The 16386-nt window shown below is 67.3% G+C and carries 23 protein-coding genes; all 23 read left to right on the top strand.

Going from position 1 to position 16386, the window contains the following annotated elements; translation table 11 throughout:
- Window positions 1-3: 3 nt before the first annotated feature.
- The 23 genes from mlaD (at window position 4) to tatC (ending at window position 16270) form a co-directional block, all read left to right on the top strand.
- Window positions 4-513: an outer membrane lipid asymmetry maintenance protein MlaD gene (gene mlaD, locus LIG30_RS20425; protein WP_038714922.1), complete on the top strand. Its 510-nt coding sequence runs from the start codon at window positions 4-6 to the stop codon at window positions 511-513.
- A gap of 32 nt (window positions 514-545) precedes the next feature.
- Window positions 546-1457 (top strand): MlaA family lipoprotein, encoded by a 912-nt coding sequence (locus LIG30_RS20420; RefSeq protein ID WP_038714921.1) that lies wholly within the window; start codon window positions 546-548, stop codon window positions 1455-1457.
- A gap of 113 nt (window positions 1458-1570) precedes the next feature.
- Window positions 1571-2200, top strand: coding sequence for an MlaC/ttg2D family ABC transporter substrate-binding protein (locus LIG30_RS20415; protein ID WP_038715010.1), 630 nt, complete (start codon window positions 1571-1573; stop codon window positions 2198-2200).
- Complete coding sequence (locus LIG30_RS20410; RefSeq protein WP_038714920.1) at window positions 2197-2466, top strand: STAS domain-containing protein; 270 nt, start codon at window positions 2197-2199, stop codon at window positions 2464-2466. The genes LIG30_RS20415 and LIG30_RS20410 overlap by 4 nt, the downstream gene beginning before the upstream one ends.
- A gap of 181 nt (window positions 2467-2647) precedes the next feature.
- Window positions 2648-3574, top strand: coding sequence for an ABC transporter ATP-binding protein (locus LIG30_RS20405; RefSeq protein WP_038714919.1), 927 nt, complete (start codon window positions 2648-2650; stop codon window positions 3572-3574).
- Complete coding sequence (locus LIG30_RS20400; RefSeq protein WP_038714916.1) at window positions 3571-4326, top strand: ABC transporter permease; 756 nt, start codon at window positions 3571-3573, stop codon at window positions 4324-4326. Before LIG30_RS20405 ends, LIG30_RS20400 begins: the two co-directional genes overlap by 4 nt.
- 94 nt (window positions 4327-4420) lie before the next feature.
- Entirely contained in the window at window positions 4421-4660 is a 240-nt protein-coding gene (locus LIG30_RS20395) for a BolA family protein (RefSeq protein WP_006406983.1), read from the top strand.
- A gap of 15 nt (window positions 4661-4675) precedes the next feature.
- Window positions 4676-6025 carry a UDP-N-acetylglucosamine 1-carboxyvinyltransferase gene (gene murA, locus LIG30_RS20390; RefSeq protein WP_038714914.1) on the top strand — a complete coding sequence of 450 codons (1350 nt, stop codon included), beginning with the start codon at window positions 4676-4678 and terminating at the stop codon, window positions 6023-6025.
- A complete protein-coding gene (gene hisG, locus LIG30_RS20385; protein ID WP_038714912.1) occupies window positions 6022-6675 on the top strand; it encodes an ATP phosphoribosyltransferase in 654 nt (217 codons plus the stop codon). The genes murA and hisG overlap by 4 nt, the downstream gene beginning before the upstream one ends.
- A 25-nt stretch (window positions 6676-6700) precedes the next feature.
- The gene (hisD, locus tag LIG30_RS20380) at window positions 6701-8035 is read left to right on the top strand and encodes a histidinol dehydrogenase (RefSeq protein ID WP_038714910.1); all 1335 of its coding nucleotides are present in this window, start codon (window positions 6701-6703) and stop codon (window positions 8033-8035) included.
- 82 nt (window positions 8036-8117) lie between these two features.
- Complete coding sequence (gene hisC, locus LIG30_RS20375; RefSeq protein WP_038715008.1) at window positions 8118-9200, top strand: histidinol-phosphate transaminase; 1083 nt, start codon at window positions 8118-8120, stop codon at window positions 9198-9200.
- A gap of 60 nt (window positions 9201-9260) precedes the next feature.
- On the top strand, window positions 9261-9848 hold the full coding sequence (hisB, locus tag LIG30_RS20370; protein ID WP_038714908.1) for an imidazoleglycerol-phosphate dehydratase HisB: 588 nt from the start codon (window positions 9261-9263) through the stop codon (window positions 9846-9848).
- 55 nt (window positions 9849-9903) lie between these two features.
- Window positions 9904-10524, top strand: a complete 621-nt coding sequence (locus tag LIG30_RS20365) for a YchE family NAAT transporter (protein WP_038714907.1) — start codon at window positions 9904-9906, stop codon at window positions 10522-10524.
- A complete protein-coding gene (gene hisH / locus LIG30_RS20360) occupies window positions 10521-11162 on the top strand; it encodes an imidazole glycerol phosphate synthase subunit HisH (RefSeq protein WP_038714905.1) in 642 nt (213 codons plus the stop codon). The genes LIG30_RS20365 and hisH overlap by 4 nt, the downstream gene beginning before the upstream one ends.
- 162 nt (window positions 11163-11324) lie before the next feature.
- Entirely contained in the window at window positions 11325-12080 is a 756-nt protein-coding gene (gene hisA, locus LIG30_RS20355; RefSeq protein WP_038714904.1) for a 1-(5-phosphoribosyl)-5-[(5-phosphoribosylamino)methylideneamino]imidazole-4-carboxamide isomerase, read from the top strand.
- A gap of 109 nt (window positions 12081-12189) precedes the next feature.
- Entirely contained in the window at window positions 12190-12963 is a 774-nt protein-coding gene (gene hisF / locus LIG30_RS20350; protein ID WP_038714903.1) for an imidazole glycerol phosphate synthase subunit HisF, read from the top strand.
- Window positions 12963-13373, top strand: coding sequence for a phosphoribosyl-AMP cyclohydrolase (gene hisI / locus LIG30_RS20345; RefSeq protein WP_038714902.1), 411 nt, complete (start codon window positions 12963-12965; stop codon window positions 13371-13373). The genes hisF and hisI overlap by 1 nt, the downstream gene beginning before the upstream one ends.
- Window positions 13370-13735 (top strand): phosphoribosyl-ATP diphosphatase, encoded by a 366-nt coding sequence (locus tag LIG30_RS20340; RefSeq protein ID WP_038714901.1) that lies wholly within the window; start codon window positions 13370-13372, stop codon window positions 13733-13735. Before hisI ends, LIG30_RS20340 begins: the two co-directional genes overlap by 4 nt.
- Before the next feature lie 70 nt (window positions 13736-13805).
- Window positions 13806-14195: a DUF4870 family protein gene (locus LIG30_RS20335; protein ID WP_038714899.1), complete on the top strand. Its 390-nt coding sequence runs from the start codon at window positions 13806-13808 to the stop codon at window positions 14193-14195.
- Between the two features lie 27 nt (window positions 14196-14222).
- Entirely contained in the window at window positions 14223-14588 is a 366-nt protein-coding gene (locus tag LIG30_RS20330) for a histidine triad nucleotide-binding protein (protein ID WP_038714898.1), read from the top strand.
- 86 nt (window positions 14589-14674) lie between these two features.
- The gene (gene tatA, locus LIG30_RS20325; protein ID WP_038714897.1) at window positions 14675-14908 is read left to right on the top strand and encodes a Sec-independent protein translocase subunit TatA; all 234 of its coding nucleotides are present in this window, start codon (window positions 14675-14677) and stop codon (window positions 14906-14908) included.
- A 26-nt stretch (window positions 14909-14934) separates the two neighbouring features.
- A complete protein-coding gene (tatB, locus tag LIG30_RS20320) occupies window positions 14935-15447 on the top strand; it encodes a Sec-independent protein translocase protein TatB (RefSeq protein WP_038714896.1) in 513 nt (170 codons plus the stop codon).
- A 37-nt stretch (window positions 15448-15484) separates the two neighbouring features.
- The gene (gene tatC, locus LIG30_RS20315) at window positions 15485-16270 is read left to right on the top strand and encodes a twin-arginine translocase subunit TatC (RefSeq protein WP_038714895.1); all 786 of its coding nucleotides are present in this window, start codon (window positions 15485-15487) and stop codon (window positions 16268-16270) included.
- The last annotated feature ends 116 nt before the right edge of the window (window positions 16271-16386 follow it).

The raw sequence follows: 16386 nt of genomic DNA, 5'->3' as shown, positions 1-16386 counted from the left end.
GGGATGACGATGAAAAAGACTGCTCTCGACTTCTGGGTCGGCCTGTTCGTGGTGGTGGGCTTCCTCGCGGTGCTGTTCCTCGCGCTGAAGGTCGGCAACATGAGTTCCCTGTCGTTTCAGCCGACCTACGCGGTCAAGATGAAATTCGACAACATCGGCGGCCTGAAGCCGCGCGCCGCGGTGAAGAGCGCGGGCGTCGTGGTCGGCCGCGTCGGCGCGGTCGGTTTCGACACGAACACCTATCAGGCGCTCGTGACGATCGATGTCGACAAGCAATACCAGTTTCCGAAGGACACGTCCGCGAAGATCCTGACGTCCGGCCTGCTCGGCGAGCAGTACATCGGCCTCGAGCCGGGCGGCGATTCGGAGATGCTGAAGGCGGGCGATACGATCACGATGACCCAGTCGGCAATCGTGCTGGAAAACCTGATCGGCCAGTTCCTGTACAGCAAGGCGGCGGATGCGGGGGGCGCGAAGCCGGCGGCTGCGGCGTCGGGCGCGGCCGCGCACTAACCATACGAAGAAAGAAGAGGGTAGATATCATCATGCAGACGATGCGCATCGGGCAAGCAGCGCTGGCATTGGCGGCCGCGGCCGCGCTGAGCGGTTGCGCCACCGTGCAGACGCCGACCAAGGGCGATCCGCTGGAAGGCTTCAACCGGACGATGTACAAGTTCAACGACACCGTCGACATCTATGCGCTGAAGCCGGTCGCGACGGGCTATCAGAAGGTCGTGCCGCAGCCGGTGCGCGACAGCGTGACGAACTTCTTCTCGAACATCGGCGACGTCTACATCGCGGCGAACAACATCGCCCAGCTGCGGATCGCGGACGGCGTCGGCGACATCATGCGGGTCGTGATCAACACGCTGTTCGGCGTCGGCGGCCTGTTCGACGTCGCGACGATCGCGAAGCTGCCGAAGCACACCGCCGATTTCGGTCTCACGATGGGCCGCTACGGCATGCCGTCGGGCCCGTACCTGGTGCTGCCGCTGCTCGGGCCGAGCACGCTGCGCGACGCGGCGGGCCTCGGCGTCGACTACCTGGGCAATCCGCTCACGTACGTGTCGCCGGATGCGCTCAGCTGGGCGTTCTACGGCGTGAACCTCGTCAACTCGCGTGCGAACCTGCTCGGCGCGGGCGACGTGCTCAACGCGGCGGCGATCGACAAGTATTCGTTCGTTCGCAACGCGTATCTGCAACGCCGCCAGTCGCTGATCTCCGGCGCGCGCGGCGAGGCGGGCCTGCCGGATTACAGCGGCGAGGCGCTGCCGAAGTATGAAATGCCGGAAGAGGGTGCGGCCCCCGCCGTTCCCGCGTCGGCGGCCGCGCCGGAAGGCGCGAGCGCCGGCTCGGCCGCCGTGGCGAATCCCGCGAGCGGGACCAGCGTGCCGCCGGCGCAGGTGATGCCGCCCGCACCCGGCGGGCTGCGTTTCCCGAGCATCAAGCTTCATTGACGGCATTTACATTCGTTACAGCCAGAAACGATTCGGCCGGTGGCGCGCACGAACTTGGGCGTAAGCTACCGGCATCCAAGCTTCGCATCGACTTACTCATGCAGGTCAATATCATGAAGAAACTGTTCCTGATCCCGGTTTTCGCGGCGCTGTTTTCGTTTGGTGGCGCGGCGCAGGCGGAGGTCGACCAGTCGAATCCGCAGACGCTGATCAAGACGGCGACGCAGCAGGTGCTCGACGAAGTCCGCGCGCAGGCCATCAAGCAGGGCGACATCGCCCGCGTCACGTCGATCGTCAACCGCGACATCCTCCCGTACACCGATTTCCGCCGCACGACGCAGCTCGCGATGGGCCGCCACTGGCGCACGGCGTCGGCCGCGCAGCAGCAGCAGGTGATCGAGCAGTTCAAGGCGCTCCTGATCCGCACCTACTCGGGCGCGCTGGCGCAGCTCAAGCCGGATCAGCAGATCCAGTACCCGCCGTTCCGCGCCGGTCCGGACGATACCGACGTCGTCGTGCGCACGGTCGCGATGAACAACGGCCAGCCGGTGCAGATCGACTATCGCCTGTACAAGACGGCGCAGGGCTGGCGCGTGTATGACCTGAACGTGCTCGGCGCGTGGCTGATCCAGACCTACCAGCAGCAGTTCAACGAGAAGATCCAGCAAAGCGGCGTGGACGGCCTGATCCAGTTCCTGACGCAGCGCAACCAGGAGCTTGCCAACGGCAAGCAGGCATCGTGAGCGGCTTCGACGCCGGCGCCACGCTGACCCACGCGAGCGCGAAGGCCGCGCTCGCGGCGGGCCTCGCGCGCATCGAGTCGGGCGCGACAGCGGTCGACTGCGCGGCGCTGGCGCAGTTCGACTCGGCGGCGCTCGCGGTGTTGCTCGCGTGGCAGCGGGCCGCGCGCGCGCGCGGCGCCACCCTCGACATCCTCAATCTTCCCCCGAAGCTCGCCAGCCTCGCGCAGGCCTACGGCGTCGACGCGCTCATCAACGGGCGACATTGACCCTTCCCGGTCGAAGGCTGCGCGCCGTCGAGCGCCGGCCGCCGGATGGCCGTCCCGGATGGCCGTCCCCCCCGCCGGTTTGCCCTATAATCAAACGTTTTGTGGGGCGCCCAACCGGCCCCGTTTCTTCTTTCGCATCAAGCACAGAATAGGCGTCGCGGCCGATGCGCCGCGCTCAGTCATGTCAGCCATAGAAATCCGTCACGTCAAGAAGCGCTACAAGTCGCTTCAGGCGCTCAAGGGCGTCAGCCTGTCGGTCGAGGAAGGTGAGTTTTTTGGTCTGCTCGGCCCGAACGGCGCAGGCAAGACCACGCTCATCAGCATCCTCGCCGGGCTTGCCCGCGCCGACGAAGGCAGCATTTCCGTGCGCGGCCACGACGTCGTGAAGGACTTCCGCGCGGCGCGCCGCGCGCTCGGTGTCGTGCCGCAGGAGCTGGTGTTCGATCCCTTCTTCACGGTGCGCGAGACGCTGCGGATCCAGTCCGGCTATTTCGGGCTGCGCCACAACGACGACTGGATCGACGAAGTGATGGCGAACCTCGACCTGACGGAGAAGGCCGACGCGAACATGCGCGCGCTGTCGGGCGGGATGAAGCGTCGCGTGCTGGTCGCGCAGGCGCTCGTGCACCGGCCGCCCGTGATCGTGCTCGACGAGCCGACCGCCGGCGTCGACGTCGAGCTGCGCCAGACGCTTTGGAAGTTCATCTCGCGGCTGAACCGCGAGGGCCACACGATCGTCCTGACCACCCATTACCTCGAGGAAGCCGAGTCGCTGTGCGATCGCATCGCGATGCTGCGCCGAGGCGAGGTGGTCGCGCTCGATCGCACCGACGCGCTGCTGCAGCGCTTCGCCGGCCTGCAGCTCTACCTGCGCCTCGCGCATGGCGCGCTGCCGTCAGAGCTGCACGCGCTCGAGAGCGACCCGGCCGCCCGCTCGCCGGGCGAGCACCTGCTGCGGCTCGCGAACTACGACGAAGTCGAGCGGATCCTGTCGCAGTGCCGCGCCGCCGGCTGCACGTTCGACGAGATCGAGGTCAGGAAGGCCGACCTCGAGGATGTGTTCGTGCAGGTGATGAATGGCGCCGGGGTGATCGAGGGGTTGGCATGAGTGGTTTTCGCACGCTGTTCTACAAGGAAATCCTGCGCTTCTGGAAGGTGTCGTTCCAGACGGTGCTCGCGCCCGTCGTCACGGCGCTCCTGTACCTGACGATCTTCGGCCATGCGCTGACGGGGCGCGTCGAGGTGTACCCGGGCGTCGAGTACGTGAGCTTCCTGGTGCCCGGCCTCGTGATGATGAGCGTGCTGCAGAACGCGTTCGCGAACAGCTCGTCGTCGCTGATCCAGTCGAAGATCACCGGCAACCTGGTGTTCATGCTGCTGCCGCCGCTGTCGTTCAGCGACATCTACGGCGCGTACGTGCTCGCGGCCGTCGTGCGAGGGCTCGCGGTCGGCACCGGCGTGTTCGTCGTGACGATCTGGTTCATTCCGATGAGTTTCGCCGCGCCCGTCTACATCCTCGTGTTCGCGCTGTTCGGCTCGGCGATCCTCGGCACGCTCGGCCTCATCGCCGGGATCTGGGCGGAGAAGTTCGACCAGCTCGCGGCGTTCCAGAATTTCCTGATCATGCCGCTGACGTTCCTGTCCGGCGTGTTCTATTCGACGCACTCGCTGCCGCCCGTGTGGCGCGAGATCTCGCGTCTCAACCCGTTTTTCTACATGATCGACGGCTTCCGCTACGGTTTTTTCGGCGCGTCCGACATCAACCCGCTCGCGAGCCTCGCGATCGTTGCCGGTTTCTTCATGCTGCTCGCGCTGTTCGCAATGCGGCTGCTCGCGACCGGCTACAAACTGCGTCATTGATATGAAACGGCCCCCGCCCGCCGCGTTCGCCGCTCCCCGCCGGGGCGTGGCAGGCCGCGGCGGGCGGTGCGGCGCGTACTGACAGGAGCATCTCATGTTGCCGACTCCCGAACAGGTCAAGCAATACATCGCGGGCGGGCTCGCCTGCACGCATCTGGAAGTCGAAGGCGACGGCCAGCACTTCTTCGCGACGATCGTGTCGCCTGCCTTCGAGGGCAAGCGGCCGATCCAGCGCCATCAGCTCGTCTATGCGGCGCTCGGCGACCGCATGAAGCAGGAAATCCACGCGCTCAGCATGAAGACGCTGACGCCCGCCGAATGGCAGAACGCATAATCCGGAACCCAGTTAGTGCAAGTCACCGTCAATGAGCGCGACGCGGTCGAACGCGTCGCCACGGCAAACCCGGCCGGCAATCGGGATTCGCAAGGACATGGCATGGACAAGCTCGTGATCGAAGGCGGCCGGCGGCTTTCCGGCGAGATCGCCGTCTCCGGCGCGAAGAACGCGGCGCTGCCGATTCTGTGCGCGGGGCTGCTGACCGCCGAGCCGGTCCATCTCGACAACGTGCCGAACCTGCAGGACGTCCGCACCACGCTGAAGCTCCTGGAGCAGATGGGCCTGCGCAGCGAGATGGCGGGCAGCCGCGTGCAGCTCGACGCGTCGCGCGTCGACAACCCGGTTGCGCCGTACGAGCTCGTGAAGACGATGCGCGCGTCGATCCTCGTGCTCGGCCCGCTCGTCGCGCGTTTCGGCGAGGCGAAGGTGTCGCTGCCGGGCGGCTGTGCGATCGGCGCGCGGCCGGTCGACCAGCACATCAAGGGCCTGCAGGCGATGGGCGCCGAGATCAGCATCGAGCACGGCTTCATCGAGGTGCGCGCGAAGCGCCTGAAGGGCGCGCGCATCGTCACCGACATGATCACGGTCACCGGCACGGAGAACCTGCTGATGGCGGCGACGCTCGCCGACGGCGAGACGATCATCGAGAACGCCGCGCGGGAGCCCGAGGTGAGCGACCTTGCGCACCTGCTCGTCGCGATGGGCGCGAAGATCGACGGGATCGGCACCGACCGGCTCGTGATCCAGGGCGTCGAGCGGCTGCACGGCGCGAACCACACGGTGATCTCCGACCGCATCGAGGCCGGCACGTTCCTGTGCGCGGTCGCGGCGGCGGGCGGCGACGTGCGGCTGACCGGCGTGCGCAAGCACATCCTCGACGCGGTGATCGACAAGCTGCGCGAGGCTGGCGTGGCGATCGAGGAAGGCGACGACTGGCTGCGCGTGAAGATGGACCGCCGGCCGTCCGCGGTGACGTTCCGCACGTCCGAATACCCGGCGTTCCCGACCGACATGCAGGCGCAGTTCATGGCGCTCAACGCGGTGGCTGACGGCACCGCGCAGGTCGTCGAGACGATCTTCGAAAACCGCTTCATGCACGTGCAGGAGCTGAACCGGCTCGGCGCGAACATCACCATCGACGGCAACACGGCGCTCGTCACGGGCGTCGAGAAGCTGTCGGGGGCGAAGGTGATGGCGACCGACCTGCGCGCGTCCGCGAGCCTCGTGATCGCGGGCCTGCGCGCCGACGGCGAGACGCTCGTCGACCGCATCTATCATCTCGACCGGGGATACGACCGGATGGAAGCCAAACTGACCGCAGTCGGCGCGAACGTGCGCCGCATTTCCGGGAGCCAAGCATGAGCGCACCGCTGACCCTTGCCCTGTCGAAGGGCCGGATTTTCGAGGAGACGGTGCCGCTGCTGGCCGCCGCGGGCGTGCAGGTGGCCGAGGATCCGGAATCGTCGCGCAAGCTGATCCTGCCGACGACCGATCCGAACCTGCGCGTGATCATCGTGCGCGCGACCGACGTGCCGACCTACGTCGAGTACGGCGCGGCCGATTTCGGCGTCGCGGGCAAGGACGTGCTGATCGAGCACGGCGGCTCCGGCCTGTACCAGCCGATCGACCTGAACATCGCGCGCTGCCGGATGTCGGTGGCGGTGCCCGCCGGCTTCGACTACGCGAACGCGGTGCGCCAGGGCGCGCGGCTGCGCGTCGCGACCAAGTACGTCGAAACGGCGCGCGAGCACTTCGCCGCGAAGGGCGTGCACGTCGACCTGATCAAGCTGTACGGCTCGATGGAGCTCGCGCCGCTGGTCGGCCTGGCCGACGCGATCGTCGACCTGGTCAGCTCGGGCGGCACGCTGCGGGCGAACAATCTGGTCGAGGTCGAGGAGATCATGCCGATCTCGTCGCGCCTCGTCGTGAACCAGGCCGCGCTGAAGCTCAAGCGCACCGCGCTCAAGCCGTTCCTCGACGCGTTCGAACGCGCGTCGCAGGCCGGCGCGTAAGCGCATCACCGAAACGGACACCTTCATGGCCATCACCATCCGCAAACTCGACTCGACGAGCGAAGGCTTCGACGCCGCGCTGCGCGCGGTGCTCGCATTCGAGGCGAGCGAAGACGAGGCGATCGAGCGCTCGGTCGCGCAGATCCTCGCCGACGTGAAGTCGCGCGGCGACGCCGCCGTGCTCGACTACACGAATCGCTTCGACCGGCTGAACGCGGCGAGCATCGGCGCGCTCGAGCTGCGGCAGGACGCGCTGCAGGCGGCCCTCGACGGCCTCGAGCCGAAGGCCCGCGCGGCGCTGGAAGCGGCCGCGGCGCGTGTGCGCGCGTATCACGAGAAGCAGAAGATCGAGTGCGGCAGCCATAGCTGGCAGTACACCGAGGCGGACGGCACGGTGCTCGGCCAGAAGGTCACGCCGCTCGACCGCGTCGGCCTGTACGTGCCGGGCGGCAAGGCGGCGTATCCGTCGTCGGTGCTGATGAACGCGATTCCCGCGCGCGTCGCGGGCGTCGGCGAGATCGTGATGGTCGTGCCGACTCCGGACGGCGTGAAGAACGAGCTCGTGCTCGCCGCGGCGCTGCTGGGCGGCGTCGACCGCGTGTTCACGATCGGCGGCGCGCAGGCGGTGGCCGCGCTCGCGTACGGCACGGAGACCGTGCCGCCGGTGGACAAGATCTGCGGCCCCGGCAACGCGTACGTCGCGTCGGCCAAGCGCCGCGTGTTCGGCACGGTCGGCATCGACATGATCGCCGGGCCGTCCGAGATCCTCGTGCTGTGCGACGGCACCACCGATCCGCAGTGGGTCGCGATGGACCTGTTCTCGCAGGCCGAGCACGACGAGCTCGCGCAGTCGATCCTGCTGTGCCCGGATGCATCGTTCATCGAGCGCGTCGAGAAGGCGATCGACGAGCTGCTGCCGACGATGTCGCGCCAGGCAGTCATCCGCGCGTCGCTCGAAGGCCGCGGCGCGCTGGTCAAGGTGCGCGACATGGCCGAAGCATGCCGGATCGCGAACGACATCGCGCCCGAGCACCTCGAGATCTCCGCGCTGGAACCGCAGCGATGGGGCAAGCTGATCCGCCATGCGGGCGCGATCTTCCTCGGCCGCTACACGAGCGAGAGCCTCGGCGACTACTGCGCCGGCCCGAACCACGTGCTGCCGACGTCGCGCACCGCGCGCTTCTCGTCGCCGCTCGGCGTGTACGACTTCCTGAAGCGTTCGAGCGTGATCGAAGTCAGCGCCGAGGGCGCGCACACGCTTGGCGAAATCGCGTCCGAGCTGGCGTACGGCGAGGGGCTGCAGGCGCATGCGAGAAGCGCCGAATACCGGATGAAGGGAGCGGCCGACCGCCAGCGCTGAACGCCTGCGGGAAGGCCACGGGCAGGGCGGCGGCCGCCGCCTTGCCGACTTGACGCCGGCGCGAGGCGCCGGCTTGCCGATCATGACCACGCCACAAGACATCATCCGCCGCGACGTGCTCGCGATGACGAGCTATCCGGTGCCGGACGCAACCGGCTTCGTGAAGCTCGACGCGATGGAGAATCCGTTCCCGCTGCCGGCGCCGCTCGCGGCCGCGCTCGGCGAACGCCTCGCGCAGGTTGCGCTGAACCGTTATCCGGCGCCGCGTCCGGCCGCGCTGATCGACAAGCTGCGCCGCACGATGGGCGTGCCGGCCGCGTGCGACGTGCTGCTCGGCAACGGTTCGGACGAGATCATCAGCATGATGTCGGTCGCATGCGCGAAGCCGGGTGCGAAGGTGCTCGCGCCGGTGCCGGGCTTCGTGATGTACGAGATGTCGGCGAAGTTCGCGCAGCTCGAGTTCGTCGGCGTGCCGCTGAAGGCCGACCTGACGCTCGACGCCGACGCGATGCTCGCGGCGATCGCCGAGCACGCGCCCGCGCTCGTCTATCTCGCCTATCCGAACAACCCGACCGGCACGCTCTACGACGATGCCGACATCGAGCGGATCATCGCCGCCGCCAGCCGCAGCCTGGTCGTGATCGACGAGGCCTACCAGCCGTTCGCCGGGCGCAGCTGGCTGCCGCGCACGGCGGAATTCGACAACGTGGTCGTGATGCGCACCGTGTCGAAGCTCGGCCTCGCGGGCATCCGCCTCGGCTATCTCGCCGGGTTGCCGGCATGGCTGGCCGAATTCGACAAGGTGCGCCCGCCGTACAACATCAACGTGCTGACGCAGGCGACGGCCGATTTCCTGCTCGATCACCTCGACGTGCTCGACGCGCAGGCGGCCGAGCTGCGCGCGGAGCGCGCGCGGCTGGCGCAGGCGGTCGCCGCGCTGCCGGGCGCGCAGGTGTTCCCGAGCGCCGCCAATTTCCTGCTCGTGCGCGTGCCGGACGCCGCTGCGGTGTTCGATGCGCTGCTCGCCGAGCGGGTGCTGATCAAAAACGTGAGTAAAATGCACGCATTGCTTGCCGGTTGCGTGCGGCTGACCGTCGGCTCCGCCGACGAGAACGCCCGCCTCGTGGCCGCATTGAAACGCGCATTGCCCGCTGTGCAGGCTTGAGCGCGCGGCGGCGCGCTACAATCGACCCCCATTTTCACCAGACTCATTCAAGGAATCACCATGCGTGTGGCGGAAGTCGTTCGCAATACCAGCGAAACGCAGATCCGTGTGAAGCTCAACCTCGACGGCACCGGCCAGCAGAAGCTCGCGACCGGCGTGCCGTTCCTCGACCATATGCTCGACCAGATCGCACGACACGGTCTGGTCGACCTCGAGGTCGAGGCGCATGGCGACATCCATATCGACGACCACCATACGGTGGAGGACGTCGGCATCACGCTCGGCCAGGCGGTCGCAAAGGCGATCGGCGACAGGAAGGGCATCCGCCGCTACGGTCATTCGTACGTGCCGCTCGACGAGGCGCTGTCGCGCGTCGTGATCGACTTCTCCGGCCGGCCGGGGCTCGAATTCCACGTGCCGTTCACGCGCGCGCGGATCGGCACCTTCGACGTCGACCTGTCGATCGAATTTTTCCGCGGCTTCGTGAACCACGCGGGCGTGACGCTGCACATCGACAACCTGCGCGGGATCAACGCCCACCACCAGCTGGAAACGGTGTTCAAGGCATTCGGCCGGGCGCTGCGGGCTGCGGTGGAGCTGGACGAACGCGCGGCGGGGCAGATTCCGTCGACCAAGGGCAGCCTCTGACCGGCTTCGGCGCGAAGGACAACCTGACGGCTTCGGCGCGCGGCGCCGGCTTGCGATGGATCTGCTCAAATCATTCATTTCGCTGCTTGCGCTGATCAACCCGGTCGGCGCGGTGCCGTTCTTCCTGAGCCTCACGGCGCAGCAGACGGAAGACGAGCGGCGCCGCACGGTCCGGCTCGCGGCGGTGTCGGTGTTCTGCGTGATCACGGTGACGACGCTGCTCGGGCAGCAGATCATCGACTTCTTCGGCATTTCGGTCGGCTCGCTCGAAGTGGGCGGCGGCATCATCATGCTGCTGATGGCGATCAACATGCTGAACGCGCAGATCGGCAACACGCGCTCGACGCCGGAGGAGCGCCACGAGGCGGAGCTGAAGGACAACATCGCGGTGGTGCCGCTCGCGATCCCGCTGCTCACGGGCCCCGGCTCGATCAGCACGGTGATCGTCTATGCGGCGAATTCGCATCATTGGTATGAGCGGGCAGGCCTTGTCGCGATCGGCGCGATACTGGCGTTCCTGTGTTTCGTCGCGATGCGGCTCGCCGAGCCGATCGCGCACTGGATCGGCCGCACCGGCATCAACATCGCCACGCGGCTGATGGGTCTGATGCTGTCGGCGCTGGCGGTGGAATTCATCGTCAACGGACTGAGGGCGTTATTGCCTGCACTGAGATGAAAACTTCGATTGCGATTGTGGATTATGGGATGGGCAACCTGCGCTCGGTCGCGCAGGCGCTCAAGAAGGCCGAGCCGGCCGCTGACGTGGCGATCGTCGATACGCCGGCCGCGATCCGCGCGGCCGACCGCGTCGTGCTGCCCGGCCAGGGCGCGATGCCCGACTGCATGCGCTGCCTCGGCGAGTCGGGCCTGCAGGAGGCGGTGATCGAAGCGTCGCGCACGAAGCCGCTGCTCGGCGTGTGCGTCGGCGAGCAGATGCTGTTCGACTGGAGCGCGGAAGGCGACACGAACGGCCTCGGCCTGCTGCCGGGCAAGGTCGTGCGCTTCGAGCTCGAGGGCCGGCTGCAGGACGACGGCTCGCGCTTCAAGGTGCCGCAGATGGGCTGGAACCGCGTGCGCCAGTCGCAGCCGCACCCGCTGTGGGACGGCGTGCCCGACAATGCCTACTTCTATTTCGTGCATAGCTATTACGTGGTGCCGGACAACCCGGCGCACACGGTCGGCGAGACGGTCTACGGTGCGCCGTTTACGTCCGCGGTCGCGCGGGACAACCTCTTCGCGACCCAATTCCACCCGGAGAAAAGTGCGGAGGTCGGGTTGCGTCTGTACCGCAACTTCGTACACTGGAATCCGTAAGCGTGGCGCGCGAGCCACGCTCGGCAGGCGCATTGCGCCCGCCGCACGGGCCTCGCGCACCAATGTGCCGAACGAGTTGTACTACACTAGCGTGACGGCGCGACACTGGATGGGCCAGCGCGCGCCTTAACTTTTCCTTTTTTCTGACAACACCCGATTGCTATGCTGCTGATTCCGGCCATCGATCTTAAAGACGGTCAGTGTGTGCGCCTCAAACAGGGCGATATGGACCAGGCGACGATTTTTTCCGAAGATCCTGCGGCGATGGCCCGCAAGTGGGTCGATCTCGGCGCGCGGCGGCTTCATCTCGTCGATCTGAACGGCGCGTTCGCCGGCAAGCCGAAGAATCTCGATGCGATCGAAGCGATCCTCGACGAGGTCGGCGACGAAATTCCCGTGCAACTGGGCGGCGGCATCCGCAGCCTCGAGACGATCGAGAAGTATCTCGACGCGGGCCTGTCGTACGTGATCATCGGCACGGCGGCAGTGAAGGACCCGGGCTTCCTGCAGGATGCGTGCAGCGCGTTCGCGGGCCGCATCATCGTCGGTCTCGACGCAAAGGACGGCAAGGTCGCGACCGATGGCTGGAGCAAGCTGACGGGCCACGAGGTGATCGATCTCGCGAAGAAGTTCGAGGACTACGGCGTCGAGTCGATCGTCTACACGGACATCGGCCGCGACGGCATGCTGCAGGGGATCAACATCGACGCGACGGTGAAGCTCGCGCAGGCGGTCGGCATTCCGGTCATCGCGAGCGGCGGCCTGTCGAACATCGTCGACATCGAGAAGCTTTGCGAAGTGGAACGGCAAGGCGTCGAAGGGGTGATCTGCGGCCGCGCGATCTACTCCGGCGATCTCGACTTCGCGGCCGCGCAAAAGCGCGCGGACGAACTGAGCGGCGAGCTCGACAACGCCTGAACACGCCGGCGTTCCTTCGCCGGGCCGCCCGCCGGGCGGTCCGGGCCGGGCGTCCCTGATCGGGCGTCCCTGACCGGGCGTCTTCAACCGCGGCAATTGGCCCAACATCATGGCTCTAGCTAAACGCATCATTCCCTGCCTCGACGTGACCGCCGGGCGCGTCGTCAAGGGCGTCAACTTCGTCGAACTGCGCGACGCCGGCGATCCGGTCGAGATCGCCCGCCGTTACGACGATCAGGGCGCCGACGAACTCACGTTCCTCGACATCACCGCGACGTCCGACCAGCGAGACCTGATCCTGCCGATCATCGAGGCGGTCGCGTCGCAGGTCTTCATCCCGCTGACGGTCGGCGGCGGCGTGCGCGCCGTCGAGGACGTCCGGCGCCTGCTGAACGCGGGCGCGGACAAGGTCAGCATGAACTCGTCCGCGGTCGCGAACCCGCAACTCGTGCGCGACGCGTCCGACAAGTACGGCTCGCAGTGCATCGTCGTCGCGATCGACGCGAAGCGCGTGTCCGCCGACGGCGAGGCGCCGCGCTGGGAAGTGTTTACGCACGGCGGCCGCAAGGGCACCGGGCTCGACGCGATCGAGTGGGCGCGCAAGATGGCCGAGCTCGGCGCGGGCGAGATCCTGCTCACGAGCATGGACCGCGACGGCACGAAATCGGGCTTCGATCTCGCGCTCACGCGCGGCGTGTCGGATGCGGTGCCGGTGCCGGTGATCGCGTCGGGCGGCGTCGGCACGCTGCAGCATCTGGCCGACGGCATCAAGGAAGGGCACGCGGACGCGGTGCTGGCCGCAAGCATCTTCCACTACGGCGAACACACGGTCGGCGAGGCGAAGCGCTTCATGGCCGCCCAAGGCATTCCGGTGAGGTTGTGATGAATACGGCAGCACTGCCCGCGTGGCTCGACAAGGTCCGCTGGGACGACAACGGCCTCGTGCCGGTGATCGCGCAGGAGGCGTCGACGAACGACGTGCTGATGTTCGCGTGGATGAACCGCGAAGCATTGGCGAAGACGATCGAGACCGGGCGCGCGGTCTATTTCTCGCGCTCGCGCCAGCGCCTGTGGTTCAAGGGCGAGGAGTCGGGCCACGTGCAGCATGTCCATGAGGTGCGCCTCGACTGCGACGAGGACGTCGTGCTGCTGAAGGTCGAGCAGGTGTCCGGCATCGCATGCCACACCGGCCGGCATTCGTGCTTCTTCCAGAAATTCGAAGGCACCGTCGACGACGGCGAATGGGTCGCGGTCGATCCGGTGCTGAAAGATCCCGAACATATCTACAAATGACGCAAACCACCGAAGACACGCTGCTGCGGCTCGCGGCCGTGATCGACAGCCGCAAGGGCGGCGATCCCGAGCAATCGTACGTGTCGCGGCTCTTCCACAAGGGCGACGACGCGGTGCTCAAGAAGATCGGCGAGGAGGCGACCGAAGTCGTGCTGGCCGCGAAGGACGTGCGCCAGGGCGGCGCGCCGACCGCGCTCGTCGGCGAAGTGGCCGACCTGTGGTTCCACTGCCTCGTGATGCTGTCCCATTTCGACCTCAGCCCGGCCGACGTGATCGCCGAGCTGGAGCGCCGCGAGGGCCTGTCCGGCATCGAGGAAAAGGCGCTGCGCAAGCGCCGCGAGCGCGAGGAGAACGGCGGCTGACGCACTGCGCCGCTCCCCGCCGCGCACGGGCGGCACGATTGCATGAATGGTCATCTTTGGGGGTAGCATCATGACGGATACGCCAGGCCAGTTCCCGCCGCCGTATCAGGGCGCCGCCGACAGCGAGCGCCTGAACGGGCTGCGCACGCTGACGCACGTGCTGTATGCGCTCTACGCGGTGCATTGGCTGACGGGCGGCGTCACGGGCCTCATCGCGATCATCATCAACTACGTGAAGCGCGCCGATGCGTCGGGTACCCCCTACGACGCGCATTTCGAGTGGCAGATCCGCACCTTCTGGCGCGCGCTGATCGCGTACGTGATCGGGATCGCGCTGCTCGTCGTCGGCGTCGGGTTTCTGGTGCTGGGCGCGGTCTGGATCTGGACGCTGTACCGTATCATCAAAGGCTGGCTGTATTTGAACGACAACAAGACGCTCGATCCGCAGGCGTGGTTCTGACGCGGAGCGGGCGTTGCCGGGAGTAACATGAGTCACGATCCGAATTGCCTGTTCTGCAAGATCGCCGCAGGTGAGATTCCGAGCACGAAAGTGCATGAGGACGACGAGTTCGTCGCGTTCCGCGACATCCGTCCGGCGGCCGAGACGCACGTGCTCGTGATCCCCCGCAAGCACCTGCCGACGCTGTCGGCGGTCGGGGAGGAGGATGCACCGCTGCTGGGTAGAATGATGGTGCTGGTCGCACGTCTGGCCGAAGAGCTCGGCGTGTCCTACCGCGGCGGCGACACCGGTTTTCGCACGGTGATCAACACCGGGCCGGGCGGCGGGCAGGAGGTCTACCACCTGCACGCGCACATCCTTGCCGGCCCGCGTCCCTGGCACCGGATGGGTTGACCGCGCGGGGGTTGCCGCGTTCGATCGAAGCCGGCGCATCGCCGGCGATTTGTGCCGCCAACGGCGAGGTTTAGGAGAGTTTCATCATGGGTGGATTGAGTATTTGGCACTGGCTGATCGTGCTGCTGATCGTCGCGCTGGTGTTCGGCACGAAGAAGCTGCGCAACATCGGCAACGACCTCGGCAGCGCCGTGAAGGGCTTCAAGGAAGGCATGCGCGAAGGCGATGCGCCGTCCTCCGACGCGCAGCAGCTGCCGCGCTCTGGCTCGGTCGACGTCAACGCGAAGGACACGTCGCGTTCCGATTCGAACAAGGCGTGACGCCGGCACGCTGACGGACGGCTCCGATGCTGGATCTCGGTCTTTCTAAAATGGCGCTGATCGGCGTCGTCGCACTCGTGGTGCTCGGCCCCGAGCGCCTGCCGCGCGTCGCGCGCACCGCGGGCGCGCTGTTCGGCCGCGCGCAGCGGTACATCAACGACGTGAAGGCCGAGGTGTCGCGCGAGATCGAACTCGATGCGCTGCGCACGATGAAGAGCGATTTCGAGGCGGCCGCGCGCAACGTCGAGAACACCATTCACGACAACCTGCGCCAGCACGAGACCGAGCTGAACACGGCGTGGAATGCGGCGGTCGGCACCGCCGATGCCGCCGGCACGACGGATGCGCCGCTCGAGCCGGCCACCTGGCGCGGCGCCGGCTTGCCGGCGGCGAAGCGCCGCAACTGGCGCGTCAGGCAGGCGGCGATGCCCGTCTGGTACAAGCGCGCCACCACGCGCCGCACCCGCGTGCAGTCCGGCGCGGCGCGCGTCGCGCGCCATCAGCCGGCGAGCCTGCGCCGTCCGGCGCGGTTCTTCTGAGCGCAATGCGCGCTCGTCAATCCAATCGAGGGCCGGTGTGAGCGACCCCCAGCGTAATCCGGACGAAGTCCCGGAAGAAACCTTCATCTCCCATCTCGTCGAACTCCGCGACCGCATCATCCGCGCGGGGCTCTCGGTGATCGTCGTGTTCCTCGGGCTCGTCTACTGGGCGCCGGACATCTTCCGGCTGCTCGCGCGCCCGCTGATGGAGAACCTGCCGAAGGGCGGCAAGATGATCGTCACCGACGTCACCGGCTCGTTCTTCGTGCCGATGAAGGTGACGATGCTGGTTGCGCTGGTGATCGCGCTGCCGGTCGTGCTCTACCAGATCTGGGCGTTCGTCGCGCCGGGGCTGTATCAGCACGAGAAGAAGCTCGTCGCGCCGCTCGTCGGCAGCAGCTACGTGCTGTTCCTGTGCGGGATGGCGTTCGCGTACTTCCTCGTCTTTCCGACCATCTTCCGCGTGATGGCGCACTACAACGCGCCGCTCGGCGCGGAGATGTCGACCGATATCGACAATTACCTGAGCTTCGTGCTCGGGATGTTCATCGCGTTCGGGGTCACGTTCGAGGTGCCGATCGTCGTCGTGCTGCTCGTCCGGATGGGCGTGCTGACCGTGGCGAAGCTGAAGGAGATCCGGCCGTACGTAATCGTCGGCGCGTTCGTCGTCGCGGCGGTCGTCACGCCGCCCGACGTGTTCTCGCAACTGATGCTCGCGCTGCCGCTCGTGGTGCTGTACGAGGCCGGGATCATCGCGGCGCGCCTGATCGTCGGCAAGCAGCCGGCGCGGGCGGAGGGCGAGCAGGGCGGCGCGGCGAGCTGACGGGCCTCGTACAGCACTACGAGCGGGCGAATGCTGCCTGGCTTGCGGTGCGTCCGGCACGCGATGCGCCCGCCCGCGTGAGCGCGGAATGCGGTCAAGCGTGCGGCCGGGCGATG

It is taken from the genome of Burkholderia sp. lig30 (assembly GCF_000687455.2).
GTDB lineage: Bacteria > Pseudomonadota > Gammaproteobacteria > Burkholderiales > Burkholderiaceae > Burkholderia.
The sequence above is the reverse complement of the archived record's forward strand: the minus strand, read 5'-3'. Positions and strand labels throughout refer to the sequence as shown.

Coding starts and splice junctions, on each gene's coding strand:
- mlaD (WP_038714922.1), top strand. CDS start 4: ATGACGATGAAAAAGACTGCTCTCGACTTCTGGGTCGGCCTGTTCGTG.
- LIG30_RS20420 (WP_038714921.1), top strand. CDS start 546: ATGCAGACGATGCGCATCGGGCAAGCAGCGCTGGCATTGGCGGCCGCG.
- LIG30_RS20415 (WP_038715010.1), top strand. CDS start 1,571: ATGAAGAAACTGTTCCTGATCCCGGTTTTCGCGGCGCTGTTTTCGTTT.
- LIG30_RS20405 (WP_038714919.1), top strand. CDS start 2,648: ATGTCAGCCATAGAAATCCGTCACGTCAAGAAGCGCTACAAGTCGCTT.
- LIG30_RS20400 (WP_038714916.1), top strand. CDS start 3,571: ATGAGTGGTTTTCGCACGCTGTTCTACAAGGAAATCCTGCGCTTCTGG.
- LIG30_RS20395 (WP_006406983.1), top strand. CDS start 4,421: ATGTTGCCGACTCCCGAACAGGTCAAGCAATACATCGCGGGCGGGCTC.
- hisG (WP_038714912.1), top strand. CDS start 6,022: ATGAGCGCACCGCTGACCCTTGCCCTGTCGAAGGGCCGGATTTTCGAG.
- hisD (WP_038714910.1), top strand. CDS start 6,701: ATGGCCATCACCATCCGCAAACTCGACTCGACGAGCGAAGGCTTCGAC.
- hisC (WP_038715008.1), top strand. CDS start 8,118: ATGACCACGCCACAAGACATCATCCGCCGCGACGTGCTCGCGATGACG.
- hisB (WP_038714908.1), top strand. CDS start 9,261: ATGCGTGTGGCGGAAGTCGTTCGCAATACCAGCGAAACGCAGATCCGT.
- LIG30_RS20365 (WP_038714907.1), top strand. CDS start 9,904: ATGGATCTGCTCAAATCATTCATTTCGCTGCTTGCGCTGATCAACCCG.
- hisH (WP_038714905.1), top strand. CDS start 10,521: ATGAAAACTTCGATTGCGATTGTGGATTATGGGATGGGCAACCTGCGC.
- hisA (WP_038714904.1), top strand. CDS start 11,325: ATGCTGCTGATTCCGGCCATCGATCTTAAAGACGGTCAGTGTGTGCGC.
- hisF (WP_038714903.1), top strand. CDS start 12,190: ATGGCTCTAGCTAAACGCATCATTCCCTGCCTCGACGTGACCGCCGGG.
- hisI (WP_038714902.1), top strand. CDS start 12,963: ATGAATACGGCAGCACTGCCCGCGTGGCTCGACAAGGTCCGCTGGGAC.
- LIG30_RS20340 (WP_038714901.1), top strand. CDS start 13,370: ATGACGCAAACCACCGAAGACACGCTGCTGCGGCTCGCGGCCGTGATC.
- LIG30_RS20335 (WP_038714899.1), top strand. CDS start 13,806: ATGACGGATACGCCAGGCCAGTTCCCGCCGCCGTATCAGGGCGCCGCC.
- LIG30_RS20330 (WP_038714898.1), top strand. CDS start 14,223: ATGAGTCACGATCCGAATTGCCTGTTCTGCAAGATCGCCGCAGGTGAG.
- tatA (WP_038714897.1), top strand. CDS start 14,675: ATGGGTGGATTGAGTATTTGGCACTGGCTGATCGTGCTGCTGATCGTC.
- tatB (WP_038714896.1), top strand. CDS start 14,935: ATGCTGGATCTCGGTCTTTCTAAAATGGCGCTGATCGGCGTCGTCGCA.